Raw genomic sequence first — 25,459 nt, 5'->3', positions numbered from 1 at the left:
GAAGGAGGGAAGTAGTATGGAAAAAGACCCGAAGGGACACAGGTCTGAGGAGTACGAGAAACCAAGAGTTATTGAAGAAGGTATATGGGTTGCCGGCGAGGCGTTAAAGAAGGCACCCAGGCTCAGGGGCATTCCCACCGGTGTAGAGGGGCTTGACGAGCTCTTCTTCCACAGCGAGATACAGGACGGAAAGGTTGTAAAGAAGCCCCTCGGAGGCATACCCGAGTATGCGGTGGTCAACCTAACGGGTGTGTCCGATACAGGGAAGTCACTGATGGTGGAACAGTACACCGTCAAGCAGGCAGAGAGGGGGGACGTGGTAGCCTTCATAACCGTTGAGAGCCCTGCACCCTTCGTTACCATGAGCCTCAAGGAGAGGGCTACAGCGATGGGTATAGACTTCAACGAGATAGAGAACCGCATAATCCTCATAGACGCTGCGAGCCATACGAGCCTGAGGGACAACATACCAAACCTCCTATCAACCCTCGCCTTTGCCATAAAGAACTACAAGGTCAGGCACACTGTAATAGACTCGGTGACCGGTCTCTACGAGGCTAAGGAGATGCTCGCCAGAACGGTGGTTAGACAGCTCTTCAACTTCATGAAGAAGTGGTATCAAACCGCCATATTCGTTTCCCAGAAGAGGAGCGGGCACGAGGAACTCTCTGCGGAGGCAGCCGGGGGCTATGCGGTCAGCCACATAGTTGACTGCACCATGGTTCTCGCCAAGGAGCTCATAATGACCAAGACCCAGTCAAACCTATTTAAGAGACCCATAGGTGACATAGTCAGGCTCTTCAGGATAGATGGTTGCAGGCTCTGTGGACACGACACCAAGACTCACTACCTTGAGATAACCGAGACGGGGCTGGTTAAGATAGGTGAGCCCTTAACCGCTGGATAAAATATATATAAAGGACTCTAAAGGAGGGCGTGGAGATGGTGGGAGAAAGGGTAAGGAAGCTGAGAGAGGAAAAGGGTCTTTCACAGGAAGAGTTTGCCAGGAGGATCGGCATTCCGGTAGATAGGCTTAGGGAGATAGAGGAGGGCAGGCTTGAGCCCTGCGACGCCACCCTCGTTTACATATCCAAGCTCTTTGACGTTAGTTTCTGGTGGCTCAAGGAGGGCAGAAAGGAGGTGGCGGAGGTAGCCTGAGGGCTACTTCATCCTCTTTATGAGCTCCTCCATGACCTCCGATACGTCTATGCCCTCCATGGTGAGGGCTAAGGTGAGCATGTACAGCATGTCCGCAGTTTCGTAGAGAACCTCTCCTCTGTCTTCATTTTTGAGGGCTATCAAAGTTTCCACCGCCTCTTCACCGAACTTCTGGATAACCTTGTCCAGTCCCTTCTGGGCGAGCTTGATGGTGTAGGAGTCCTCGGGCTTCTTTTCAAGCCTGTCCCTTATGATCTCCTGAAGTCTGGGCAGAGCTTCAAAAGGCAGAGGTTTGTCTATCCTATCGCCCTCTATGTTCCTGTAAAAGCAGTTCCTCTCTCCCGTGTGGCAGGCTCTATTCTTCTCCTGCTCTATCACGTACATGAGGACGTCCTCGTCGCAATCAACCCTCACCTCCCTGACTCTTTGGAGCTCACCGGAGGTCTCTCCCTTCTTCCATAACTCCTTTCTGCTCCTTGAGTAGTAATGGGCGTAGCCAGTCTCAAGGGTCTTTCTAATAGCCTCCTCGTTTGCCCAGGCGAACATACGGATCTCACCTGTCCTGTAGTCCTGGGCTATCACGGGTATGAGACCTTCCTCGTTGAAGTTCAGCTTAAGCATAACTCAATTAATTCTATAGTCCTTGACCGTATCCACAAGGAGCTTGACCTTTTCAAACTCCATATCTGGTGCGAGCCCGTGCCCGAGGTTGAATATGTAACCTGTCTTCCTGGGCATGCCCCTGAGGAGCTCAAGGGCTTTAAACCTTATCGTCTCGTCGGAGGCGTAAAGGACAGAAGGCTCAAGGTTCCCCTGGAGAACCTTCCTCCTGCGAACCGCTTCCAGAGAGAGGTCAACGCTCCAGTCCACCGATAGAGCGTCAGCCTTAGTCTGCTCTGCAAGGTCTAAGAAGGACGAAGAGCCCTTGAAGAAGTAAATGAGGGGGACATCCGTGCTGTCCTTGAGTCTCTCTATAAGCTCCTCCACATAGGGAAAGACGAACTCCTCGTAATCGCTCCTGCTGAGGTAGTTAGTCCAGCTGTCAAAGAGCTGGAGGAGGTTGGCACCGGCTTCAGCCTGTCTAACAAGGTATGCGTGGAGTGTGTCCACGAGAACCTCCATTAACCTCTTGAACTCGTACTCCCTGTCCCACATGAAGAGTTTGGTGTTCCTGAAGTCCCTGCTGGAACGCCCCTCTATCATGTAGCTTGCAAGGGTAAAGGGCGCTCCTGCAAAGCCTATAACGGGAACTTCATCCTGAGCCTTCTTCACCCGCCTGATTATTTCGTAAACGAAGGCGTTCTCCTCCGGGTCGTATCTTTTAAGGTCTGACACCGCGCCGCTCCACTCAAGGCGTGGTCCTTCACCCTCAAGGAACTCCACCTTGACACCGAGAGCCTCAAGGGGAACGAGTATGTCGGAAAAGATTATCACCGCATCAACACCGAGGAGCTCAAGGGGAAGGAGGGACACCTTAACCGCAAGGTCAACGTTCTTGCAAAAGCTCAAAAAGTTCTCCTCACGGGCTCTAAGCTCTCTGTACTCTTTCATATACCTGCCCGCCTGACGCATCAGCCACACGGGAAATCGCTCTATCGGCTCCTGCCTGACAGCCCTTAGTATGAGGTCGTTCTTTGGCATGTAAAGATTTTATATGAGATAGGTCTTTTAAATCCCTGCCAAAAAGTTTTATAGTTATGAACATGTTTAAGAAGCTGAAAGATATATTCTCCAGAAAAGACGGCGAAGCCGTGGTTGAGGAAGAGAACAAATTAGAGGAAGAGGTCGCAGAAGAGCAGGAAGAAGCGAAGGTTGAGGAGACCGAAGAAGAGAGGAGCGTAAGACCCCTCCTGCCCCACGAGCTTGAAACCTTCAAAAAGGGCATGGGCATAACACCTCACAACTACTGGACTTGGGCGAGCAGGACTAACAACTTCAAACTCCTGACCGACGGAGAGTACGTCTGGGTTGAGGGACACGAGGATCACATAGGCAAACAGCTACCCCTGACCCAGCAAAAGGCTTGGAGCTGGAAGTTTATAAGGGAAAGACTTCAGGATTTCGGGGGCGAGGGTTAAAATACTCTCCATGACGGAGATACTGAAGGTAAAAACCACCAAGCACACGAGCATAGTGAACATAACACCTCAGGTGAGAGATGCGGTCAGGCGTTCCGGCGTTAAGGAGGGTCTCTGCATAGTTTACGTGCCACACACGACAGCCTGCGTGTTCATAAACGAGGGGGCAGACCCGGACGTGGTAAAGGACATAGTTTACACACTTGAGAGCTTAATTCCCTGGAACGACCCCAACTACGAGCACGGGGAGGGAAACTCCGCCGCCCACATAAGGAGTGCGGTGATAGGGAACTCAAGGATAGTCCCCATTATTGACGGAAACTTGACCCTCGGCACATGGGAGGCTATATTCCTTGCGGAGTTTGACGGACCCAGGGAGAGGAATGTAATCCTAAAGATACTCAAGGAGGCATGATGGAAACTGTTCTCGCTTTCTTAGTTCTCGTTGGCTTTTTGATATGGTTCCACGAGCTCGGACACTTTCTTATAGCCAAGCTATTCGGTGTAAAGGTAGAGGTCTTCTCGGTAGGCTTTGGACCTCCCATATTCGCCAAGAGGTTCGGAGAGACCCTCTATCAGGTGGCAGCTATACCACTGGGAGGTTACGTTAAGCTTTACGGAGAGGAGGAGAAGGTAGAAGACCCTAAGGCTTTCTCTTCCAAACCCAACTGGCAGAAGATACTCATAGCCTTCGGCGGACCTCTGTTCAACATAGTTCTCACGATAGCCCTGCTGACGGTCGTCTTCTGGGCTGGGGTTGATGTGCCCAAGTACATGAAGGAGCCCGCTGTGGTGGGCTACGTGGAGGAGAACTCCTGGGCTGAAAAGGTAGGCATAAAGCCGGGAGATAAGATAGTCCAGATAGGCAACGTCAGGGTGGAGAAGTGGGAAGACATAAGGAAGGCTATCATAGAGAACGCCTTAGACAAAAAGAAGAGCCTCGTGATAGTCGTTGAGAGGAAGGGAAAAACGCTTACCCTCACCGCTGATCCACCGAAGATAGAGACCGGTCAGGAGAGCCTCGGTATAAACCCCTACATACCTCCGGTGGTAGGAAGGGTGATAAGGGAGATCCCCGGCGTGGGTCCCTCCCCTGCGTATCAGGTAGGGCTTAAAGAGGGTGACAGGATCCTTAAAGTGAACGGAGTTCCCGTGAACAGCTGGTACGACGCTGTGAAGCTTATAAGGGAGAGCAAGGGGAGCCCCATAAAGCTGACGTTGGAGAGGAACGGAAAGGTCATAGAGAAGGAGGTCATTCCAGCCCTCCACCCGCAGAGCAAACACCCAGTCCTGGGCATAGCTCCTTACATAGAGAGCGTAAAGGAGGCACACCCACTCGGGCGATCGGTGGGGCTCGCCATAGAGAGAACTAAGGAGCTCGTAGCGCTGACCTTTAAGGTTCTTGGTGGTCTCGTCACGGGTGCAATATCAGTGAAGACCCTCGGAGGACCCATAGCGATAGCCCAGTTTGCCGGTCAGGCTGCGGAGAGCGGCTTGATACCCTACCTGCGCTCCATGGCTTTCATATCGTTACAGCTCGGTATCTTCAACCTCCTTCCACTCCCCGTTCTTGACGGGGGGCTTATACTACTCTTCCTTATAGAGTCCATAAGGAGGAGACCTCTCCCGGACAAGTTCAAGGAGTATTGGCAGAAGGTAGGCTTTGCCCTGATAATATCTCTGATGGTCTTCGTGGTTATAAACGATATCATCCGTCTGATTACAACGAGATAAAGGAGGTCGGAACATGGGAATTATGGACGTGCCCGCTGGCAAGAACCCTCCCGAGGATATCTACGTTGTGGTTGAGATACCGCAGGGGAGCGGTATAAAGTACGAGGTTGATAAGGACAGCGGAGCTGTGTTCGTGGACAGGTTCTTGTTTACCGCCATGTACTACCCCTTCAATTACGGCTTCATACCTCAGACCCTCGCCGACGACGGAGACCCCGTTGACGTGCTCGTCATATCCAGAGAGCCCGTTGTGCCCGGCTCCGTTATGAGGTGCAGACCGATAGGCATGCTGGAGATGAGGGACGAAGAGGGTATAGACACAAAACTGATAGCGGTTCCCCACTCCAAGCTTGATCCAACCTACGACAGTGTCAAGACCGTGGACGACCTGCCCCAGGTTCTCAGGGACAGGATAAAGCACTTCTTTGAGCATTACAAGGAGCTTGAGCCCGGGAAGTGGGTAAAGGTGGAGAGTTTCAAGGGCATACAGAGTGCCATAGAGGAGATAAAGAGGGGCATAGAGAACTTCAAGGCGAAATCATGAACCCCGAGGACATACTGAGCAGGGCGAGGCGTGTAATAGAGGAGGAAGTAAGGGGTATAGAGAGGCTGAAGGAGAGCCTCGGTGAAGACTTCCTACGGGCGGTTGAGCTCATACTCAACTGCGAAGGAAAGGTCATAGTAACCGGCATAGGAAAATCGGGACACGTTGGGAGGAAGATCGCCTCAACCTTCGCGAGCACCGGAACGCCAGCCCACTTCCTGCACCCTTCGGAGGCTCTGCACGGAGACCTCGGGGTGATAGACAGAGGAGACGTGGTCATAGCCATATCCAACAGCGGAGAGTCCGCCGAGGTGGTTCAGGTTCTACCCTACATAAGGATGCTCGGTAACCCGCTGATAGCCATAACCAACAGGAAGAACTCAACCCTTGCCAAGTACAGCGACGTTCATCTCTTCCTGAACATAGACAGGGAGGCGTGCCCGCTACAGCTTGCACCCACCACCTCCTCCACTGCGACCCTCGTCCTGGGAGACGCCCTCGCGATGACAGTCCTTGAGCTTAAGGGGTTCACCGAAAAGGACTTTGCCCTCAGACATCCCGGAGGAAGCCTGGGAAGACGCCTCAGGCTCGTCAGAGACCTCTATCATACAGGGGAGGAACTGCCTGTTGTAAGAGAAGACACACCGATGGGAGAGGTAGTCCTTGAGATGTCCTCAAAGGGCTTCGGGGCAACGGCGGTGGTTGACGACTCTGGAAAGCTCGTGGGAATAATAACGGACGGAGACCTCAGGAGGTTTGTGAAGGGCGGGGGAGACCTCAACAGGAGCGTAGCCAGAGATGTAATGACACCCAACCCTAAGACGACCAAGGCAGAAGAGATGGCGCTTGAAGCTCTGAGGAGGATGGAGGAACACAAGATCACGGTTCTCATAGCGGTTGATGAGGAGAACAAGCCCGAGGGAATAATTCACTTACACGATATCCTGAGAGCTGAGATAAATCTTTAAAAGACAAAACGGGCAGGGAGACCCTACCAGGTGAGTACCCTGCCAGCACTTCCGAGGGAGGGTAGTGCCTGACTCGGCGTCAGCAGAGGTATATCAAGGGCGAGGTCTTCCTTCGTCATGCCGTTCAACTCAAGGGACTGGAGGCAGCCTATAAACTGGACTCCGTTGTCCTGGGCGAGCTCCATAAAGCCTTTTATGCTCTTTCCGCCTTCAACGGGGTATATCTCATCGGCTACACCCTTCTTGAGGAGGAGCGTTGCCGGTCCCGTAAAGTACATGACCACGTTCATCTCCGCGGCGGCGGCGGTGGATGCCAGAAAGAATGCCGAGGGCAACCTCTTTGGGTTCTCCGGACCTGTTATCAGTATTATCACGAGGTCTGCCGGTTTCTGCTCCATCTCTCTACCTCCCGTTTTAAAAGTTTTCTTATATCTAAATATAAGGATTTTCTCAACCAAATTACCCTGAGCTTTTTGTGATATAATCTTTCAGCCGAAAAAGGAGAGAAGAATGGAAGGAGTAAGCTACAACCACGTTATTCTCGGTCTGGTGGCTATGGGCATAGCGACACTCCTCGTTCTCATAGGCGGTAAACCCTCTATAAAGCCCAGCAAGTATCAGGCTCTCCTGGAAGGCTACCTCAGGTTCGTGAGGGGAATGCTCAGGGACAACATAGGCGAGGAAGGTGTTAGATACACACCTCTGATAGCCTCAATGGGTCTGTTCATCTTCTTCTCCAACCTTCTCGGGATGGTTCCCGGGTTTGACGCCCCAACTGCCAACATAAACACAAACCTCGCTATGGCGCTCATAGTGTTTCTCTTCTACAACTTTGAGGGTATAAGGACTAACGGTATAAACTACATAAAGCACTTCATGGGACCTATACCTGCACTTGCACCCTTCTTCTTCATAGTGGAGATAATATCCCACATAGCCCGTCCAATAACCCTCTCCTTGAGGTTGTTTGCGAACATGAAGGCAGGTGCACTCCTGCTCGTCTCCATAGTAGGGCTCGTAATACAGAACCCCTTTACTATGGCTGTATCTCCCGTGGTGCTTCTGTTCATAATAGCGATTAAGTTTCTGGCGATATTCATACAGACCTACATCTTTATGATCCTTTCCGTCGTTTACCTTGCGGGAGCTGTCGTCCACGAGGAGCATTGATATGAGGATAGTCCTGATTTTGAGTGATTCCTCTTCAGAATGCAAGAAGGCTCTGGAAACGCTGGACAGGTACGGGGAAGCCTTCTCAGCTGACATAGGCGTGTTCGTAATCCTTGAAGACCTGTACAGGCTTGAGTCCGCCAGCGTATCCCTGGGTGTGCCGTTACCTCCGGACACGGTTAAGAGCGCCAAGGAGAGGACGGAGAACAAGATAAAGACCCTCTGGAGACATATAAAGAAGGATGAAAAGGCTCACATAGACATAAAGGCTGTCGCCGGTGAGCTCGGTGAGGAAGTGGTAAAGTTCGTGGGAGAAGAGAAGCCTGATATGATACTCTGGGGATGTCAGCCCACGCCGGTTCTCTGCAGAGTTATAGACGAAATAAACGTGCCATCGTTGATAATAAAATGAAAGGAGGTAAGCAATGAAAGGGAAAGCACTCGCATTTATCGCTGCACTCATCCTTCCTGCCTTGGGATTTGCAGCCGAGGGAGCAGGCGAAGGTTCCGGAGAGAAGGCTCTCTTCTTCGGACTCGTGGCGCTCGCTTCCGGATTGGCCATAGGTCTGGCAGGACTCGGAGCGGGCATAGGTATGGGAAATGCCGTCAGGGGAACGCAGGAAGGAATAGCGAGGAACCCCAACGCCGGTGGCAGATTACAGACGATAATGTTCATAGGTCTCGCCTTCATAGAGACCATAGCCCTTTACGCTCTCTTCGTCGTCATAGTGTTCGTGTTCACGGGTATATTCACGGGGAAGGCGGGCTTCTAAGCTCCCCGCCCCCTTTCATAAGGAGGTTTAGCCGATGCCCGAGGCTCTCAAGCCCCACATATCCATAAAGAAGAAGAAGAGGAAGAGTGGATTCTTAGCCCGCATGAGGACGAGGTCGGGCAGGAAGATAATAAAGAGGAGAAGGCAAAAGGGAAGAAGAAGGCTGGCGCCTTAAATGAGGTGGCTTCTAATAAAACTGCTCAGGCTGTGGCAGGTGGTAGTGTCACCGCTCTATCCACCGAGCTGTAAGTATCACCCAACGTGCTCGGAGTATGCCGTTTTAGCCGTTGAAAAACACGGAGCTTTTAAAGGCTCTCTAAAAGCTCTCTGGAGAGTTCTCAGGTGTAACCCGTGGTCTAAAGGAGGTGTGGACTTACCTTGAATCCGCAACAGCAGGGTCCCGACCCAAAGAGAATCTTTATAGCAATGACCCTCGTGGCATTCTTGCTGCTCGGGTACGAGATATTCTCCTCCTTCTTCTTTAAGGGCACTCCCCAGCAACCAGTCCAGCAGGAGAAGACCGAAGAGCCCGTAAAGAAGCAGGAAACCCCCGGTGGTAAGAAGGTTGAAGAACCACCAACACCTCAGCTCATGCTTGGCACTACCAGGGAGAAACATAAGCCTGCCGAGACTCTAAAGTACAGCATGGGTGGCTTCAGTGTGGAGATATCCCCTAAGGGAGGGAAGATAGTAAGTTTTGTGGACGAACAGTTTGGTTTTGACCTCATAACGGACGCGGAGAAGAAGCTGAATGTCTATCCCCTTGAGATATATACGGGAGACCCGGATATTGATTACGACCTGAACTTTGGGAACTACAGCGTTGAGAGGAAAGATAACAGGCTCATACTCACCTTCAGGAAGGGAAAGATAAAACTCACGAAAGAGCTTGAGTTCAAAGACGCCTACGTCCTCCTTACCGTTAAGGGAGACCTTGACAAGAAGTTTTACGTCCTCGTGGGAACCCATCCCTTTGAACAGTCCTTCTACACCCACGAGGGTCCAGTTCTGAAACTAAACGGCGAGGTAGTTAGGATAGATAAGGACGACGTAAGCAAGAGGGAGTTTATAGAGGGGAATATAGAGTTCGCCGGTGAGGAGAGCAGGTACTTCTTCAAAGGGTTCAAAGGGAACATAAAGAGGGTAGTTATAAACAAAGTCAATTACAAGCCTGAAGGTGAAGAGGGTGAGAAGGAGATAACCTTCACCTACGTGGGTTACGAAGAGCCGTTAACCCTTTACATGGGGGCGAAGTACTACTCCCGTCTCAGGGAGCTCGGTCTTGAAGACCTCCTTGACTGGGGAATGCTTAAGGTGGCGGTCAAGCCACTCTTCATATTTATGTACTGGGTTTACGAGCACACGGGCAGCTGGGTTCTGTCCATAGTTATACTCACCTTCCTGCTCAGGGTTGTCTTCTTCCCCTTGAACTACAAGAGTACCACCTCAATGATGAAGCTCCAGCAGGCTGCACCCCAGCTTGAGAAGATAAAGAAGAAGTACAAGGACGACCCTGCAAAGATGCAGCAGGAGATGATGAAGCTTTACTCGGAGATAGGTTTTAATCCAATGAGCGGCTGTTTACCTATACTCGTCCAGATACCCGTCTTCTTCGCCCTTTATAAGGTTCTCATAATCACCGTTGATCTGAAGCTCTCGGGTATGCTCTGGATACCGAGCCTTGCGGACAAAGACCCTTTCTACATACTGCCCGTCATAATGGGTCTCACCATGATACTCCAGCAGAAGGTCACACCCAACCCAGACCCCAAGCAGAACCTCATAATGTACATATCTGCGGTGGCGTTCACCTTCCTCTTCGCCAGCTTCCCCTCTGGACTCGTCCTATACTGGACGGTGAACAACATCCTCAACATCGGGCAGAACTACTTGATAAAGAACGTCATGCTCAAGAAGAAGTGAGCTTTCCATACCCCTCAAGAGACCACCTCAGGGACTCCTCGTAGGGAATAGGATTCCTCCCCAGAACCTTATGGACTCCCTGGGGCTCGGCATCGCCCATGATCCCGCAGACGTTGTCCTTCCACATCATAAGCATCTGGTCTGATGAGAAGGGTGGAGGGTTAAGGATAAGCTCTGCAACCTTACCGAGGTAGTACATGAGCGTCTTAGGCATGGGCAACATGAGAACCCTCCTGTTCCAGAAGGAGAAGATGTCCCTCAAGAGATCCTTAAAGCTCACCTGTTTAGTCCCACACAGCTCGTATATCCTCCCTTCGGTCTCCGGTTCGCTCAGCGCCTTCACAAAGCACCCCGCCACGTCTCTCACATCAACGGGCTGGAACTTGTAGTTTCCTCCGCCGGGGAGGGCTACTACGGGGAGGATCCTCGTTATGGAGTCCATGTCCGCAAAGAGCTTCTGCTCGGGACCGAGTATCAGGGAAGGTCTCATTATGGTGTAATTCAATCCGCTCCCGAGAAGCTCTTTCTCAGCCCACCTCTTGGTCTGGTGGTATCGGGAGGGTGCGTCGTCGTGGGTTCCGAGGGCGCTCATGTGAACAGCCCTGGATATCCCGAGCTCTGAAGCAGACTCGTAAAGGTTCTTTGAGTAAAGGTAGTGCACCTCCTCAAAGGTAAGACCCCTCCTTCTGTCCTCAAAGAGTATCCCTATCAGGTGCAGGACTGCCTCCGGTTTGGAGGTCTTGAGGGCTTCCTTTACTGAGTCTTTGTCGCGGAAGTCCACCTCAACCGCACTCACGTCCTTTCCGAAGAGCCTTTCAGCCTTTTTCAGGTCTCTCACGCCGAGTATGGGTGTGTGTCCCTCCTTCAGGAGCTCTCTGACCACGTACCTTCCCACAAAGCCCGTTCCGCCCGTGACGAAGACTTTCATCGTTCCTCCACCTCCAGGTCTATACACTCATAATAGGACTTCCTGAACCTCCTACCATAGCGCAACTTCATGCTGAACTCCTCGCACTGGGCTACGAAGGTCTGGTACTCCCCGTCCTCACCGCTGATGGAAAGACCTTTAGAACGCAGGTATTCCAACAGCTCCTTCCCGAGCTCCTTTCCCAGACAGGAAGGCGGGAGCTTCCTTACACGCCTGCACACGATCAGGGGAGTTGATAGCCTGAGCGCTTCCTCAATCAGGACATCCTCGTCCACGTACCACAGGGGAAAGACCGCCCTTATACCCAGCTCCGAGCAGACACCCTCAAGGAAGAGCCTGTGCTCCTTCTGGTATATGTCTCCAAAGACGCCCGCTTGCGGGCGTATCTCTCTCAAAACCTCAATTAGTTTCTCCCTGAAGTTGCCCCTGCGCTTACTTCCGTAAACGGGCACGAACCTCAAGCCAAGCAGTGACACCTGCTCTTTTATCAGGGACTCTCTCAGGTGACAGCCTATAAGACGCCTGCTCCTGAGCTCAACGTAGGACAGGGCTACTGTGGGTCTGAGTCCACGGGAAACAGCCTTTTTGTAAGACAGGTAGCTGTCCTTTCCTCCGCTCCAAAGTATGAACACATCTCCCCAAGACACGATATTAAAGAGTATGACCTACGCAGACCTTACCAAGTGGGAGAACTTCCTGAGAAACTATGAGAAGAAGTTCGTCCATACAGCGATGAAGATAGGCTCAGCCCTGAAGATAGAGGCTAACCCCGAAGAGGTCAGGAGCTTCTTCATACTCGTTTACAACATGACCTTCTTCTCCAAGGACAGGGACATGTCGGGCTGTCTTGAGTTCGTCCGCAGAGCAAAGAAGAAGGGGATAGACCTGAAGTTCATACTGGCAAAGAGCTTCATGCTCTTCTTAAGCGACTTTTCCAAACAGGCTTTTTACAGCGAGCCCTCCTTTGAAGTCCTTGAGGAGGTTTTTCACAGGATAGAGGATACCCTGAGAGCCTGCGATGTGTCCGAGGAGGAGAGAGAGGTAAGGATTGAACGGCTCGTCAGGAAGCTTATATCCCACAGGGAAAAGCCTGTGGACTTCAGCAAGGTTGACCCGGACTCGGAGGAGAACCGCGCCTTCATAAAGCTCTTTGAGGAGCTGAAGAAGAGAGGGGAGAACGTGGAGCTCTTCAACATATACAAGGGTCTGCACGTGCGGTACGAGGCTAAGATCCTGAGCGTCAGAGAGAAGGAGGTGAGCTTTGAGGTTCACCCCAACCAGCTGGGCGTAATAGCCATAGACAGGTATTCGGTCATAAAGCATACCTCCTTTGGCAGCAGGAACGTGCTCGGAGAGGTCAAGAGCATAGAGCCTGACAGCAGAAAGGTCAAGTTCTGGCGCTTCATGTGGGGCGAGAAGAAGGAGGACAAGAGGAGGTTCGTCAGGGTAAAACCAAAGGACATAACCCCTGTTGAGCTGAATGCGGAAGGAGGAATAAACCTGAAGGGCTACCTGATAGACATATCCATAGTCAGCCTGAACGTCTTCATACCCATGAGGGAACTACCTCTGAAGGAGGGAATGGAGGTCAGGGTAAGGCTCAAGCTGGAAAACTGCAAGGACGGAAGTGAGATGCCCGTGGAGACGCCCGCACGGGTTTACACCTTCAGAGACCTTCCGGAGGGCAGGTCTGTAGTCCTGGACATGGAAACTTCACCTTCAGAAGAGTACAAAGTGTCCGCCTACATATCCTGCAGGCAGATAGAGATAATAAGGGAGTTGAACGAGTACGTTAACGAGTACCTGTCGTGATTGAAAGTCTTTGGTGAAAATAAATATCACCTAAAACCCTCAATTTTAAGGGCATTTCAAGATTCCGTCACTACCCTGTGGAAGTGGGTAGTGAAGCCCAGTCGCAATCCCTCAACTTCTTAAGGGCATTTCAAGAATTCAAGCCATTAGGTCTATGAATTTTTCCACATGTCGCAATCCCTCAACTTCTTAAGGGCATTTCAAGGGGTAAATTTCAAATTATTGAGAGACAAAGCACCCAGAGTGAGAATTGTTCGCAATTAGACATGGTGTCATAAAAATGCAGAATCATCAAAGAGTTCCTGCTGGGCTTTGTCGCTCTAAGCTTTGAGCCCTTTTTAAGCCCTATTCGGTTGTCAAGGAGCCGGCGGGCACCTGCGTCCCGCTATTAACTGCCAATAAGTTAAGCACACAGCCCGAATCTTTCAATATGATTTTCGTCATATGAGGTAGTTCTTCAAGTATTATCCAAGACTTACGCAATTTGCGAACACATTTTTGAGGGACACCTCAAACTATTGGGAGAGAAGGGGATAGGAACTCAAAACCTCCCCGTCTTTGCAAGCCTCTTTATAGAGAAGTAGTCCCCTATCCCGTAGTTGCTCCAGAGGAGGTTCAGGAGCTCAAGGAAAACCTGGGCTGTTATGAGGGCGTCGTCAAGGGCACGGTGAAGACGAGAGTAGTCAACGGAAAAGTAGTCAGCCATCTCCTTCAGAGAGTGTCTGGGAAGTGAGGGAAGGAGCTTTCTGGAGAGCTCAAGGGTGCAGATGTAAGGTCTCCTGAACTTGCCCTCTCCGTAAAGACGCGTGTACTTGTCTATGAACTTTATGTCCTGCGATATGTGGTGCCCCACTATTATGCTGTCCCCTATAAAATCCATGAATCTCGGGAGAACTTCTATCATCTTGGGACTGCCCACGAGCATGGCGTTGGTTATACCGGTGAGCTCCTTTATCCTGTCGGGAATGAAGAAGCCGGGGTCAACGAGGCTTGAGAAGGTCTCTGTGATTATCCCGCCTTCAACCCTCACCGCCCCTATGTCTATTATCTCGGCATGGTTTACATCAAACCCGGTCGTCTCAACGTCTATGGCAACAAATGTGCTGTCAAGGAGGTGCTCCTTCATAGATATATGATAGTCTTAAATCAACTTTCTGACAGCCTCCCACATAGCTATTGCCCCCGCAGAGCCCACGTTGAGCGATGTAGTCTTTCCCTTCATGGGTATGCTCAGCACCTCGTCCGAAACCTCCAGCAGACTCTTTGAGACACCCTTATCCTCAGAGCCGAGAACGAGGGCACAGGGAAGGACGATCTCCAGTTCCCTTATGTCCTTCCCGCCCTTCTCCACCGCGAAAACCCAGCCTCCCATCTCTTTGAACTCCTTCAAGACCCTGCCCAGGTTGGCTACCTTGGAAATCTCCAGGTGAAAGATAGCCCCCGAGGAAGCCTTCACAACGGTCTGGTTCATGGGTGAGCTTCTCTCCCTGGGTATGAGTGCCCCTACTCCCCCGAGCACCTCGCAGGTTCTAAGCAGGTTGCCTACGTTCTGGGGGTCAGTTATGTGGTCTGTGACGAGGAAAAAAGAGTTCCTTTTTATGGTCTCCGAAAAGAGCTCCTGCGGAGCTACGTAGGACACAGGACTCAGGAGGGCAACTACCCCCTGGGTCTTCTTCGTCCCCGCAAGCTCCTCAACCTTCTGCCTTGAAACCTTCTGGAGCTTTACCCCCTTCTCCTTTGCAAGCCTGATCAGCTCCCTCGGTGGGTGAGAATCATGGGCAACGTATATCTTCTCAACGTCCCTGCCAGCCCTCAGGGCTTCAATTATGGGGTTCCTGCCCCAGACCACAAAATCGGACATGGTTTAATATATAACCACATGAATGAAACCTTACTTAAAGCCATTAAACTTTATGCAACAAACACCGGTGATGAGTTCGTCAAGTTCCTAAATGGCCTTTCAAAACCGACGCTAATAGGCGTATTTACAGATTTGCTCACTCTATACATGAATGACAAAAACTCTTCCAAGCTAAGAGAAATGATAACTGCGGTCATAAGCGGATATGAATTTAGCACAGAAAAGCTTGGATATAACGGCTACAAAATGGCTGCCCCAGGAGGAACTAAAGTTTTCTGTGAAATAAAACCCAAGAACACGTACGATTGTGAGAAAAAGAAACTTAACGGAGGAGGCACTTTCAACGACTACACCCCAGAGCGGTTTGAAAAGGGAAAGCTACTCTTCATACTGGAGTTCCCCTTCACCTGCTTAAAGTCTAAGATAGAGTACCAACTAAAAAAAAGTTCGGCGAAGACATGGAAAGACCCTCTGGAGATTATCTAAGAAGTGCCTCCTTCTCCTTCAAGGATTATAAAGAATGTAAGCATCTGAGGAAGGTATACGTGAGCCCACATATAGATGATTTCAAGGATTGCATCACAAGGGAGTTATACAGATTCTTGAAAGAAGAGGGTTAACATGAGCGATATTGCAAAGTTTCTAAATGGGGTCATCTGCGGAGATGTTCTTGAGGTCTTAAAGCAGATACCCTCTGAATCCATAGACCTCGGTATAACCTCACCACCATACAACAAAAAGGGAAAGAACAAGGGGTGGTTGGTGGATAGAGTCGTTTACGAAAGTTACGGCGACAACATGAAAGAGGAAGAGTATCAGGAGTGGCAGGTGGAAGTCCTTAACAAGCTTTACAGGGTTATAAAGGAAGGTGGCTCTTTTTTCTACAACCACAAGATAAGGTGGGAGAGAGGTAAGATGATTCACCCATACGAGTGGGTATCAAAGACAAAGTGGGCTGTAAGACAGGAAATAGTTTGGAACAGGAAGCTTGCCGGAAACATAAGAGGGTGGAGGTTCTGGCAGGTGGACGAGAGAATATACTGGCTGTATAAACCCAAAAACGGGAACCTCATAGGGGAGGAGCTAAAGCCGGAACATGCCAAGTTCTCCTCCGTTTGGGAGATAAGACCCGAAAGCGGGTTCAAAGAACATCCTGCACCTTTCCCTATTGAACTTCCCACGAGGATAATCCTGTCCATACTTGATGACAAAAAAGGTATAGTCTTAGATCCCTTCTGCGGTATAGGAACTACCCTTGTATCAGCCAAACTCTTGGGGCACGATTACGTAGGTATAGACATATCAAAGGACTACGTGGACTTTTCTCAAAGAAGGCTGGAGCGGGCAGAAGAGGAGATGGAGAAAGTCCTTAAAGAAAAAGAAGAGCACATAGTAAACATGACCTTTGAAGAGAGAAAGAGAAGAGGACATTGGAAGAATAAGGTTAAGCAGAATAAACTTCTCTAAACTCTCTCTACGATGCTCTTGACGATCTCCTTCTCCAAGGGAGAGCTTATCTTGGGGATTATGGTCTCCACCACGGTGGTCTTGGCGTCTCCGTATTTCTTGAGTCTTCTTGCACACCTTATGGTGTCCCTTATGGAGAACACGAACTCCACTGGCTCTTCCGATTGCTGGGTCTGGTAGTCGCGGTAGGCTTTCCTTATACCGTTGGCTATTTTCAGGAGATCAAACAGAAGTGTGATCTCCCTCTCCCTCTCGGGAGTCCTAAGCTCTTCACCCTTCACCGTTCTCACATCGTTTACCACGAGATACCAGAGGCAGGTGAAGTCCTCCTTGTTCAGGGGGGCAACCTCTTCCATATAGTCCTTGAGAATGATCGCCTCATCGGGGTAGTAGAAGCCCTTATCGTCCTGGAAGGGCGGGTAGTCCACGTAGAGCACGTCAGCCCTCGTCTTTATGTCCTGTGGAAGCTCAGAGACTCCGAGGTAGTTCTGGGGGTTCATACCGCCCACTATGATCACGTCCGGTCTCGCCTTCACCACCTCCCCGTAGGAGAGCACCAAGTATCTCCTGTAGTCAAAGAGGGGGTTGAATATCTTCACGAGAGACGGGGGAAGGGTGTTTATCTCGTCAAGGTATATTACCGCTCCGGGAGTCCTTAACGCCTTAACGAGGTCTGAGTAAACCCTCTTGGTTCCTCTCTTCGGATCAAACTCATAGATGAAGGTTATGTCCTCCTTCTCCATCTTGGAGTTGCAGGGGACTATGAAGAGGGGTCTGTTGGTTAGGGCGGAGAAGACCTCCACCAAAAAGTTCTTACCCACACCCGCATCACCCTCAAGTATGAGTATTCCCTCCTCGTAATCAAGTTGTTCTTTCACAAGGGAGGTGAACCTTTCAAGGTTCTGAACGAACCAGGGGGTTTCCTCGTAGGAGACGAACTCGGGGACTCTCGGTCTCTCAACGGAGCACAGACCGTTCAGGTGTCTCAGGTACCTGTTTACCCAATAAGGGAAGTGCCTTAACTCCTCCTGGGTGAGTATGTTGTTGTAACGCTTGGGTTCGGCTAAAACGCCGTCCTCTCTCTCAAATACCAGCTTTCCAAAGACCTTCCCCTCCTGGAGGACTTTGTCCTCAACCTTTATCCTCCACCTCAACCTGACGGGCTTGAACTCAAGACGGGGGAACTCCTCCCTCCCGAACCTCACGCTGTCCTGATAAAGCTCTATGGCAAAGGTTCTGAGCCTGTCCTCTATGAGCTTCCCCTGAAGCACTCTGACCAGCTGCTCAAGGGCTGGGTTGTAGAGATCTCTCGGTAGTTTGGATATGAAGGAGCGGGCTTCCTTGACCTCCTCAAGCGCCTCAAGGTCTCTTATGTCGGTGGTGCTAGTCCCCTTTATGGTTTCTCTGACCCTGTTCAGGTGCTTATCAAGCTCCTTGCTGAAGTACTCACTCACCTTGTCCCTGAGCTCTTCCAGCTTGGGCTTCCACGTCTCGTCCGCACCTTCTATCCTGCTCTCTATCTCCTTGTAGTCCTCTCCCGTTATACTGCCCTCGTTGAGTTTTTTACTCACGCTCTCAAGGAAGATCTCGTAAGCCCTGTCCCTGAGCTTGCTCCTCGCCTCGTTGATCAGCTCTCTGACCCTTCTCAGAGGTATGTCAATGCTGTCAAGCTCGGAGAACTCCTTTATACCGGGGAGCTCCTCCTCGGTGAGGGCACCCTTGAGCTTCTTTGTAAACTCCCTGTACAGCTTCTCCGCGTTCTTAACTATCTGCTTCTGCCTCTCAGCAGGGTAGATGTAGTCTATGAGGTTGGTCTCAAACTTCTCAAGGTAATAGAGCCTATTATCCTCCAGGTCTTCGTACCTTGAGGTGTAAATACTTCCATCGGGAGACACCTCCACAACGCTGTAACCGTAGCCCTCTATGAAGCCGAGGAGCTCCATGGACTCAAGGCTGTATATACCGAGCCTGTTCTCTTCCAGATCGGCTGTAAAGAGAAACCTTCCGTCGGGAGAAACGTCCATGGTGGACACATCGTTTTCAAGGGGTAACTCCCTCTCAACGTTGTCAAGGTTGGGATCGTATATAACCACCTTCTTCAGGGCGTTGTCCGCTATGTAAAGCTTGTCTTCAACGTTCACGAGTGCTCTGGAAGGGGCGTAGTCAAGCCTCTTGAGAAGGTTTCCCCCTATGCTGTATATGGCTGTTCCCTGGGTGCCTCCGAGGGCGAGCTTACCGCTGGGGAGTATCTTTATCACCTTCAGGTCTCCTATCTCCGAGTCTCTGTATATGAATGTGCTCTTGAAGTCCACCGTCTCCTGAGAGAGATCGCCCGCAAGGTCTATGGTATAGACCTTTTCACCCACCACGCCGAAGGCGAGGGTTCCGTTCCTTATGTCAAGACCACCTGTAGGTCTCAAACCCTCCTGGGATATCCTCACCGTCTTCCAGGAAGAGGGCTCTTTGGGTTTGTTGAGGTAATAGATCGCAAGGTAAGGGGAGGCAACTATGCCCAGATACTTACCGTTGAAGACTATATCTGTAACAGACTGGGAGGGAGGTCTTGCGGGAAGTCTGTGAAGCTTTCCCTGCCAGTCATAGAGCTGGAACACGCCGTACCGTCTCCCCACGAGAGTCCAGTAACCGTCATCGCTTGAGTCTATAGCCTCTATCCAGTACTCCTCTATTTTGGCATCGGGGTCTCTCTCGGGACCTTCGGTCAGGTAGAGCTTGAGCTCCCTGAACTCGTATGTTTCCTTTATATCTGTCTTTTCCTCTTTCCTGCCCACCAGTTTTTCAAAGAACTTCATGTGAATATGGTAAACAAAAGGCGAGACTATAACTATGTTTTAGATACACATTGAGCTATGTCATAAAAACGGGCGAAGCCCGTCTATAATCTTCAATTAGACTGACATGTCAGTTCAGACCAGGGGGAGGCTTATAGAGGCTGCCAAGAGGGTTTTCTCCGAGAGGGGCTACCATAATGCCCAGATAGCCCACATAATTGACGAAGCCGGCGTGGCAAGGGGAACCTTCTACCTTTACTTCAAGAGTAAAGAGGAGATATTAAAGGAGCTCCTCAGGGAGGTTGTGGAGGAGCTGAAGGGGAGAATCCGCGTAATTGACGTAAACAACGACCCTGTTCAGCAGGTTGCAGAAAACCTTGAGGGGGTTATAGAGTTCGCCCTTGAGGAGAGAGAGCTTGCGAGGATAGTGCTCCAGAGGAACAGCGACCCCCAGCTCTTCAAGGTGATAGACGAGTTCTTTGAGGAGATAGCAGAGCTGATAGAACACTCCCTCAGGTTGGGAATAGATATGGGTATAGTGAGGGAGTGCGATACATCCCTGATAGCGAGGGGTGTTCTGGGAGCCATGAAGGAGATAATCCTGAGTCTCTTGGACAGGGAGGAGGTGGACACCTACGCCGTCGCTAAGGAGATAATTGAGCTCGGCATGAGGGGAGTATGGAAACCAGTGGGAGGTGAGAGCCATGGAGGTTACAGAGCAGTATAGAGCCTACAGACCAAGACCTATAAATAGAGAGGAGCGGGGCAGGGTAACGATAGTTTACGGTGGGCTAACCTGGAAGCACGAGAGGCTCATACAGGGAGCTCTGGAGAATGCGGGCTACAAAGCACAGCCACTACCGGACATAAAGAGGGAAGACCTTGACATAGGTAAGGAGCTCATAGATACGGGAGCCTGCTGTCCCACCACCTTCACGGCGGGAAATCTGGCGAGGTTTTTAAAGGAGAGGAGCGAGAAAGAGGGAAGAGAAAAAGTTAAGGAGGGCTACGCCTTCGTCACCATAGGGGCATGCGGACCCTGCAGGTTCGGTCAGTACCATGAGTCCTACGAAAGGGTTCTTGATAGCCTTGACTTCCAGGACTTCAGGATGTTTCTCCTTGACCTCATGCAGATGGAACAGAACGAGGGGGGGCTTGAGATAACTATGCCCCTCACCTTCGGTCTCGTTTACTCCATGTTCCTCGGAGACCTGCTCACGGACATAGAATACGCTGTCCGCCCCTATGAAGGGGTTCCCGGCGAGACGGACAGGGTTTTGAGAGAAAGCATAGAGATTCTTTACAGAAAGTTTAAGGATAGACCGCTACGCGGTGAGAAGTGGGGCTCCCTACTCTGGCACGTCACCACCCCCTACTTCGTGAACGCCCTCAGAGAGGTTAGGAAGCTCTGGGACGAGGTTGAGGTGGACAGGCTGAGGGTGAAGCCGAGGGTGAAGATAACGGGAGAGTTCTGGCTCCAGACCCACGAGGGTGACGGGAACTACAACATAAAGAGGTGGCTGGAGAAAGAGGGTGCAGAGGTGATCCCACCCCCCATAGCGGTCTGGATGGATTATCTCATCAACATGAGCCTCTGGAAGATGGAGGAGGGCAGAGAGTTCATAGAGAAGTTCTGGCTAAAGAAGGCTGTGGTCAAGCTCATACTCAAGCTCTACCACTTCACCTACGACAGACTGAGGAAAGCCCTTAACAACATTCCCAACCCTCTGCCACCACAGGACAAGCTCCGCGAGCTTGCAAGACCATACTTCCACCACTTCCTATCGGGTGGAGAGGGCTTTATGCTCATAGGAAAGGCGCTTTATGCACACATCAACAAGCACGCCCACATGATCTGCGAGCTATCACCCTACGGGTGTATGCCAAACACCATGTCCATAGGTGCCATGCAGGCTGTCCTCGGCAAGTATCCAGACCTACTCTACGCTCCGATTGAAGTTAAGGGAGACGCGGAAGTCCACGCTCTCTCAAGGTGCCAGATGATACTCACCGAGGCAAAGAAGCGTGCTCAGAGAGAGTTTGAAGATGTGCTTGATAAGACGGGTCTGACCTTGGAGGAGGTAAGGAATTACGAGGAAGAGCACCCGGAGATAAAAAGAGCTACTTACAGAATCCCTCACTACGGCTACGCCGGAACATCTGCCAACTACGTTATGCACGTTGCCAAGTTGATGGAGAGGGTTTAACGTGACTCTCCGAAGAGGCGTGTGGTCACAAAGTAACCTGCGAGGAGCCCGAGGACACCGAGAATTGATAGGAGTATTATCATCTGGTCATTTGTCATTTTTTCCTCCTCTAAGCAATATAGAGCCTATCAGGATAGCAGTCAATCCAGCAAGAAAGGTAACCACAGAGGTAGAAGGTGCGATCCTCTCCGATATAAATAGAACCACAGAGGCAACCATAAGACCAACACCGAAGTTCCTGAAAGTCTCCGCCCAGTATTTCTTCAGCACTGAGAATATTTTAAGGGAGGGATTAACATGCTGACCCTCGGTCTTGATGTGGGCTCTACCACATGTAAGTATGTTTTGATAGATGAAAAGGGCGATATAATCGCCAAAAACTACGAACGCCACAACACCAAGCAGGCGGAGAAGGTCTTAGAGTTCCTTGAGAGGCTGGAGGAGGAGTACGGATTCACTCCCGGAAGGGACAGGGTCTATATAACCGGATCCGGCGGGGGTCTGGTGGGGGAGTTCATAGGGGCACGCTTTGTCCAAGAGGTGGTGGCTGTCTCCACAGCGGTTGAGAGAATACACCCGGAGGTGAGGTTCGTCTCCGAGATAGGCGGGGAGGACATGAAAACTATCTTCTTCCACGGAGATGGGGATAAAAAGACCCGTCAGGTCTTTATGCAGAGCGCCTGTGCGGGCGGGACGGGAACGTTCATAGAGAAGAGTGCCCGTAAGCTGGGAATATCTCCCGAGAAGCTCTCCCAGATGGGATATTTGGGCTACCAGCTTCACAAGGTAAGTTCCAAGTGCGGGATATTCGCAGAGGCGGACGTGAACACCTTGGTAAAGGCTGGAGTGCCTGTGGAAGAGATAATAGCGAGCCTCTTTGAGGCTGTGGTCTATCAGAACCTTGCGGTGCTTACAAAAGGCAACACTCCCAAACCCGAAGTTTTGCTCTTAGGGGGACCCAACCTATTCTTCAGGGGACTTCAAGAGGCATGGAGACACCACCTCACGAAGATATGGGAAGAGAGGAACATATCTCTACCTGAAGGCAAAGATCCAGAAGATTTGATAATCGTCCCTGAGAACGCCCTCTACTACGCCTCTTTGGGATGTGCGCTGACAGCCATGAGTGAACCTGAAAGCTCCGGAGTTTACAAGGGTAAGGATAGACTGAGGTGGTGGGTTGAAGAGGGTCAGCACGAGCAGAAGAAGAAGGAAGGCAGAAAGGGGCTTTGGGAGACCAAAAAGGAGCTTGAGAGCTTTAGAAGGGAGTACGAACCGCAGGTCTTTGCCTACAGAAGCAGGAAGCCTTACGAGGGAAAGGTAGAGGAAGTGGTCATAGGCTGTGACTTTGGTTCTACCACCGCGAAAGCGGTCTGTCTATCTAAAGATAGAGAAGTTCTCTTCTCCGTTTACACGCTGAGTAAGGGAAATCCCATAGAGGACTCCAAGTATCTGTTCGGTGAGATAAAGAAGAGGATTGGGGACGCCAAGGTCTTGGGGGTTGGAGTCACGGGATACGGAAAAGACCTGCTCAAGGACATCATCGGGGCAGACGTTGCGATAGTGGAGACGGTCGCCCATGCCACCGCGGGACTTCACTTCTTCCCGGATGCGGACTGTATCTGTGACGTTGGCGGTGTGGACGTGAAGATCATAATCCTCAGGAACGGGGCGGTGGTGGACTTCAGGCTCAACTCCCAGTGCTCTTCGGGAAACGGTGCCTTCCTGCAGGGTGTAGCTGAGAGGTTCGGGATACCGCTGGAGGAGATAGCTGATCGTGCCTTCTCCGCGGAGGCTATGCCCACTCTTACGATGGGTTGCGGGGTGTTCCTCCAGAGCGACATAGTGAACCAGCAGAGGAAGGGCTGGAACGCAGACGAGATACTTGCGGGGCTCTGCTACGTGCTTCCTCAGAACGTCTGGATATATGCGGGTAACATAACTAACTTCAAGGGAATAGGGAGGAAGTTTATACTTCAAGGTGGGACACACAGAAATCTTGCAGTGGTCAAGGCTCAGGTGGACTTTCTCAAGTCCAAGGTTCCCGATGCGGAGGTGGTCGTCCACCCTTACTCGGGAGAGGCGGGGGCTATAGGAGCAGGACTGATAGCCCTTGAGAACTGGGAGAGAACGGGTGAGACCCAATTCAGAGGCTTTGAGACCATAGAGAACCTTGTTTACAGGAGTACAACCTCAGAGGATACGGTGTGCAGGTGGTGTCCGATAGAGTGCAGGAGGACGTTTATAGATGTTCAACTGCCCGGCGGGAAGGGAAGACCATGGTCTAAGGTTCCGCTATCCGAAGGCTGGGTGAGGATAATCGTGAACAACTCCTGTCCCAAGGGCTTGGTGGAAGACAAGAACGAGCTCAAAGCTATCAAGGAGGAGATGGATAGGGTTAGAGAGGAGTTCCCGAACGTTGCCCAGTTCGTTCAGAAGGAGGCGTTCAACGCAAGGGTGGAGGTCTAATGGGAGGTTTTTTCCTTTCTCTCTTCCAGCTTTATCATGGTGAGACCGAAGAGACCTGCGAGTGCAACTCCGAACACCAGAAGCCAGATGGGGTCTATGTTCACTACACTTCCTCCTCTTTGGGTAATATAAACCAACCGAGAACGAGAGACAATAAAAACGCAGAGAATATAGCTAATGCTGTTATCCAGTCCATACCACCGGTCAGAAACTTACCTATGAACCCTATGGTCAGGGTGAACTTTGCCACATCAAAAAACAGCTCTCCCAACTTCTTCCTTCTTAGCATTCATAACCATTATAAGAGGGAGGTTTTAACATGCCTCTGTTGAGTATTTTTAAGAAAAAGACCGCCGAAGGCGGTGGTTTAAATAAAGACAGAAGTCACATAAAGGTAGGAATTCCAAAGGTATTAAACGTCTGGTCAACCCATCGCTTCTGGATAGGCTTTCTGAAAGCCCTCGGGATACCGGCAAAGAACATAATTTTCAGCTCGGACACGTCGGAGGATCAGTATCGGGAGTTCGGAAAGGGGCGTATAGGTATGGACTCCTGCTACCCGGTCAAGTGCATGGCTGGGCATATAGGCGAGCTACTCACCACCAAAAGACTGGACATAATCCTCGTTCCCATGATCTACTCACTGCCCTCCTTTCTAAAAGGACACGTGATGGACACCCTCTCCTGCACACGTGTTCCCATGGGCGTTGAGAACATAAAGGCAGGCTTTCTGAAGGAGGAGAACGAGTTTGAAAAGATCGGTGTGAGGTTTGTAAATCCCTTTGTGAGCTTTGGAGAGCCACATCTACTTCCCAAACAGCTATACGAGTCTTTGAAAGACGCTTTGGACGTTACCTACGAAGAGGTAGAGAGGGCGGTAAGGGAAGGGCTTGAGGAACTAAGGAAATTTGACCAAAAGATGAGGAAGAAGACGAGGGAAATCTTGGAGTGGTGCGCTCAGAACAACCGACCCTGCATACTGATTCTGGCAAGACCCTACCACATGGATCCCGGCATAGGGCATGAGATAGATGCGGAGTTTCAGAGCCTCGGCTACCCGGTGGTCTGGGGTCAGTATCTTCCAACGGACGAAGACCTTATGGACTGGCTCTTTGGGGCTGATGTAGAGGCTGGTATCATCAAGAGTCCCTTTGACATCTCCGACGTATGGACGTCTTCTTACAGCTCAAACACCAACGAGATAATATGGGGAGCCAAGTTCGCCTCTCGCTTCCCTTGGATAACCGCGGTCGTTAGACTCTCCAGCTACGAGTGCGGTATGGATCAGCCCACCTACACACCCACCCAGAAGATAGTAGAGTTTTCTGGCACCCTATACTTCAAGTTCGGAGACCTTGATGAGACTAAGCCATCGGGGAGCGTGAAGATAAGGGTTGAGACTATAGATTACTACGTGAAGAAGTACTCACCTCAGATAATTGAGAGGAAGTTGAAGAGGTTGGAGGGGAGAAAGGTGCCTGAGGGGTTTGTTAAGACTATGGTGTATTTTTATTAGGGATTATATACTCATCTGTTGGACAGATGAGTTTCTGGCTTGTTTGTCTTTAAACTTTAGTC

At 50.8% G+C, this 25,459-nt stretch carries 30 protein-coding genes; 20 read left to right on the top strand and 10 right to left on the bottom strand.

Annotated elements, in window-relative coordinates:
* The first annotated feature begins 16 nt into the window (after positions 1-16).
* Complete coding sequence (locus tag HG1285_RS10920) at positions 17-907, top strand: KaiC domain-containing protein (protein ID WP_008287125.1); 891 nt, start codon at positions 17-19, stop codon at positions 905-907.
* Between the two features lie 35 nt (positions 908-942).
* Positions 943-1,158 carry a helix-turn-helix transcriptional regulator gene (locus HG1285_RS10925; protein ID WP_008287124.1) on the top strand — a complete coding sequence of 72 codons (216 nt, stop codon included), beginning with the start codon at positions 943-945 and terminating at the stop codon, positions 1,156-1,158.
* Positions 1,159-1,161: 3 nt separating this feature from the next.
* On the opposite strand, the gene hisIE is transcribed toward HG1285_RS10925, so the two are convergent.
* Together hisIE and hemE are read right to left on the bottom strand one after the other, a co-directional pair.
* Complete coding sequence (gene hisIE, locus HG1285_RS10930; protein ID WP_008287123.1) at positions 1,162-1,779, bottom strand: bifunctional phosphoribosyl-AMP cyclohydrolase/phosphoribosyl-ATP diphosphatase HisIE; 618 nt, start codon at positions 1,777-1,779, stop codon at positions 1,162-1,164.
* 3 nt (positions 1,780-1,782) lie between these two features.
* Positions 1,783-2,799, bottom strand: coding sequence for a uroporphyrinogen decarboxylase (gene hemE, locus HG1285_RS10935; RefSeq protein ID WP_008287122.1), 1,017 nt, complete (start codon positions 2,797-2,799; stop codon positions 1,783-1,785).
* Positions 2,800-2,861: 62 nt separating this feature from the next.
* Between hemE and HG1285_RS10940 the strand changes: the two genes are divergently transcribed.
* Genes HG1285_RS10940 through HG1285_RS10960 form a run of 5 tightly spaced genes read left to right on the top strand, consistent with a single transcriptional unit; the run spans position 2,862 to position 6,482 of the window.
* Complete coding sequence (locus HG1285_RS10940; RefSeq protein WP_032496560.1) at positions 2,862-3,236, top strand: hypothetical protein; 375 nt, start codon at positions 2,862-2,864, stop codon at positions 3,234-3,236.
* 10 nt (positions 3,237-3,246) lie between these two features.
* Positions 3,247-3,651 (top strand): secondary thiamine-phosphate synthase enzyme YjbQ, encoded by a 405-nt coding sequence (locus HG1285_RS10945; RefSeq protein ID WP_008287120.1) that lies wholly within the window; start codon positions 3,247-3,249, stop codon positions 3,649-3,651.
* Positions 3,648-4,970 (top strand): RIP metalloprotease RseP, encoded by a 1,323-nt coding sequence (gene rseP / locus HG1285_RS10950; RefSeq protein WP_157560541.1) that lies wholly within the window; start codon positions 3,648-3,650, stop codon positions 4,968-4,970. The genes HG1285_RS10945 and rseP overlap by 4 nt, the downstream gene beginning before the upstream one ends.
* A 13-nt stretch (positions 4,971-4,983) precedes the next feature.
* Positions 4,984-5,514, top strand: a complete 531-nt coding sequence (ppa, locus tag HG1285_RS10955) for an inorganic diphosphatase (RefSeq protein WP_032496528.1) — start codon at positions 4,984-4,986, stop codon at positions 5,512-5,514.
* Complete coding sequence (locus HG1285_RS10960; protein ID WP_008287117.1) at positions 5,511-6,482, top strand: KpsF/GutQ family sugar-phosphate isomerase; 972 nt, start codon at positions 5,511-5,513, stop codon at positions 6,480-6,482. The genes ppa and HG1285_RS10960 overlap by 4 nt, the downstream gene beginning before the upstream one ends.
* A gap of 23 nt (positions 6,483-6,505) precedes the next feature.
* On the opposite strand, the gene HG1285_RS10965 is transcribed toward HG1285_RS10960, so the two are convergent.
* Entirely contained in the window at positions 6,506-6,880 is a 375-nt protein-coding gene (locus HG1285_RS10965; RefSeq protein ID WP_008287116.1) for a DsrE family protein, read from the bottom strand.
* A 112-nt stretch (positions 6,881-6,992) separates the two neighbouring features.
* On the opposite strand from HG1285_RS10965, the gene atpB reads away from it, so the two are divergent.
* Genes atpB through yidC form a run of 6 tightly spaced genes read left to right on the top strand, consistent with a single transcriptional unit; the run spans position 6,993 to position 10,348 of the window.
* The gene (atpB, locus tag HG1285_RS10970; protein WP_008287115.1) at positions 6,993-7,652 is read left to right on the top strand and encodes a F0F1 ATP synthase subunit A; all 660 of its coding nucleotides are present in this window, start codon (positions 6,993-6,995) and stop codon (positions 7,650-7,652) included.
* A gap of 1 nt (position 7,653) precedes the next feature.
* The gene (locus tag HG1285_RS10975) at positions 7,654-8,064 is read left to right on the top strand and encodes a universal stress protein (RefSeq protein ID WP_008287114.1); all 411 of its coding nucleotides are present in this window, start codon (positions 7,654-7,656) and stop codon (positions 8,062-8,064) included.
* Positions 8,065-8,077: 13 nt separating this feature from the next.
* Complete coding sequence (gene atpE / locus HG1285_RS10980; protein WP_008287113.1) at positions 8,078-8,425, top strand: ATP synthase F0 subunit C; 348 nt, start codon at positions 8,078-8,080, stop codon at positions 8,423-8,425.
* 34 nt (positions 8,426-8,459) lie between these two features.
* Entirely contained in the window at positions 8,460-8,600 is a 141-nt protein-coding gene (gene rpmH / locus HG1285_RS10985) for a 50S ribosomal protein L34 (protein ID WP_008287112.1), read from the top strand.
* Positions 8,601-8,807 carry a membrane protein insertion efficiency factor YidD gene (gene yidD, locus HG1285_RS19050; RefSeq protein WP_008287111.1) on the top strand — a complete coding sequence of 69 codons (207 nt, stop codon included), beginning with the start codon at positions 8,601-8,603 and terminating at the stop codon, positions 8,805-8,807.
* Positions 8,804-10,348, top strand: coding sequence for a membrane protein insertase YidC (yidC, locus tag HG1285_RS10990; protein WP_008287110.1), 1,545 nt, complete (start codon positions 8,804-8,806; stop codon positions 10,346-10,348). Before yidD ends, yidC begins: the two co-directional genes overlap by 4 nt.
* Here yidC and HG1285_RS10995 read toward each other — a convergent pair.
* Positions 10,335-11,276, bottom strand: a complete 942-nt coding sequence (locus HG1285_RS10995) for a complex I NDUFA9 subunit family protein (protein ID WP_008287109.1) — start codon at positions 11,274-11,276, stop codon at positions 10,335-10,337. The two genes, yidC and HG1285_RS10995, sit on opposite strands and share 14 nt — an antisense overlap.
* The gene (locus HG1285_RS11000; protein ID WP_032496526.1) at positions 11,273-11,908 is read right to left on the bottom strand and encodes a hypothetical protein; all 636 of its coding nucleotides are present in this window, start codon (positions 11,906-11,908) and stop codon (positions 11,273-11,275) included. The genes HG1285_RS10995 and HG1285_RS11000 overlap by 4 nt, the downstream gene beginning before the upstream one ends.
* Between HG1285_RS11000 and HG1285_RS11005 the strand changes: the two genes are divergently transcribed.
* A complete protein-coding gene (locus HG1285_RS11005) occupies positions 11,901-13,088 on the top strand; it encodes a PilZ domain-containing protein (protein ID WP_083793050.1) in 1,188 nt (395 codons plus the stop codon). The two genes, HG1285_RS11000 and HG1285_RS11005, sit on opposite strands and share 8 nt — an antisense overlap.
* A gap of 541 nt (positions 13,089-13,629) precedes the next feature.
* On the opposite strand, the gene HG1285_RS11010 is transcribed toward HG1285_RS11005, so the two are convergent.
* Complete coding sequence (locus tag HG1285_RS11010; protein WP_008287106.1) at positions 13,630-14,214, bottom strand: 3'-5' exonuclease; 585 nt, start codon at positions 14,212-14,214, stop codon at positions 13,630-13,632.
* A gap of 15 nt (positions 14,215-14,229) precedes the next feature.
* Positions 14,230-14,949: a 23S rRNA (guanosine(2251)-2'-O)-methyltransferase RlmB gene (rlmB, locus tag HG1285_RS11015; RefSeq protein ID WP_008287105.1), complete on the bottom strand. Its 720-nt coding sequence runs from the start codon at positions 14,947-14,949 to the stop codon at positions 14,230-14,232.
* A gap of 18 nt (positions 14,950-14,967) precedes the next feature.
* On the opposite strand from rlmB, the gene HG1285_RS18115 reads away from it, so the two are divergent.
* Entirely contained in the window at positions 14,968-15,435 is a 468-nt protein-coding gene (locus HG1285_RS18115; RefSeq protein ID WP_008287104.1) for a hypothetical protein, read from the top strand.
* Positions 15,436-15,570: 135 nt separating this feature from the next.
* Positions 15,571-16,416 carry a site-specific DNA-methyltransferase gene (locus tag HG1285_RS11020; RefSeq protein ID WP_008287103.1) on the top strand — a complete coding sequence of 282 codons (846 nt, stop codon included), beginning with the start codon at positions 15,571-15,573 and terminating at the stop codon, positions 16,414-16,416.
* Here the strand turns inward: HG1285_RS11020 and HG1285_RS11025 are convergent.
* Positions 16,413-19,205, bottom strand: a complete 2,793-nt coding sequence (locus HG1285_RS11025) for an AAA family ATPase (RefSeq protein ID WP_232219467.1) — start codon at positions 19,203-19,205, stop codon at positions 16,413-16,415. The genes HG1285_RS11020 and HG1285_RS11025 overlap by 4 nt on opposite strands.
* 127 nt (positions 19,206-19,332) lie before the next feature.
* Between HG1285_RS11025 and HG1285_RS11030 the strand changes: the two genes are divergently transcribed.
* Both HG1285_RS11030 and HG1285_RS11035 read left to right on the top strand, forming a co-directional pair.
* Positions 19,333-19,932: a TetR/AcrR family transcriptional regulator gene (locus HG1285_RS11030; RefSeq protein ID WP_008287101.1), complete on the top strand. Its 600-nt coding sequence runs from the start codon at positions 19,333-19,335 to the stop codon at positions 19,930-19,932.
* Positions 19,910-21,412 (top strand): hypothetical protein, encoded by a 1,503-nt coding sequence (locus tag HG1285_RS11035; RefSeq protein ID WP_008287100.1) that lies wholly within the window; start codon positions 19,910-19,912, stop codon positions 21,410-21,412. Before HG1285_RS11030 ends, HG1285_RS11035 begins: the two co-directional genes overlap by 23 nt.
* An 87-nt stretch (positions 21,413-21,499) precedes the next feature.
* Here HG1285_RS11035 and HG1285_RS17295 read toward each other — a convergent pair whose 3' ends face one another.
* Positions 21,500-21,682: a hypothetical protein gene (locus HG1285_RS17295; RefSeq protein ID WP_032496524.1), complete on the bottom strand. Its 183-nt coding sequence runs from the start codon at positions 21,680-21,682 to the stop codon at positions 21,500-21,502.
* Positions 21,683-21,709: 27 nt separating this feature from the next.
* On the opposite strand from HG1285_RS17295, the gene HG1285_RS11040 reads away from it, so the two are divergent.
* On the top strand, positions 21,710-23,881 hold the full coding sequence (locus HG1285_RS11040; RefSeq protein ID WP_008287098.1) for a BadF/BadG/BcrA/BcrD ATPase family protein: 2,172 nt from the start codon (positions 21,710-21,712) through the stop codon (positions 23,879-23,881).
* Positions 23,882-23,984: 103 nt separating this feature from the next.
* Here the strand turns inward: HG1285_RS11040 and HG1285_RS11045 are convergent, their stop codons facing one another.
* Positions 23,985-24,152: a DUF6722 family protein gene (locus HG1285_RS11045; RefSeq protein ID WP_157560531.1), complete on the bottom strand. Its 168-nt coding sequence runs from the start codon at positions 24,150-24,152 to the stop codon at positions 23,985-23,987.
* A gap of 48 nt (positions 24,153-24,200) precedes the next feature.
* Between HG1285_RS11045 and HG1285_RS18110 the strand changes: the two genes are divergently transcribed.
* Positions 24,201-25,397 carry an acyl-CoA dehydratase activase-related protein gene (locus HG1285_RS18110; protein ID WP_008287095.1) on the top strand — a complete coding sequence of 399 codons (1,197 nt, stop codon included), beginning with the start codon at positions 24,201-24,203 and terminating at the stop codon, positions 25,395-25,397.
* Positions 25,398-25,459 lie beyond the last annotated feature (62 nt).

The organism is Hydrogenivirga sp. 128-5-R1-1 (genome assembly GCF_000171895.1).
This window is presented reverse-complemented; position numbering and strand designations above follow the sequence as displayed.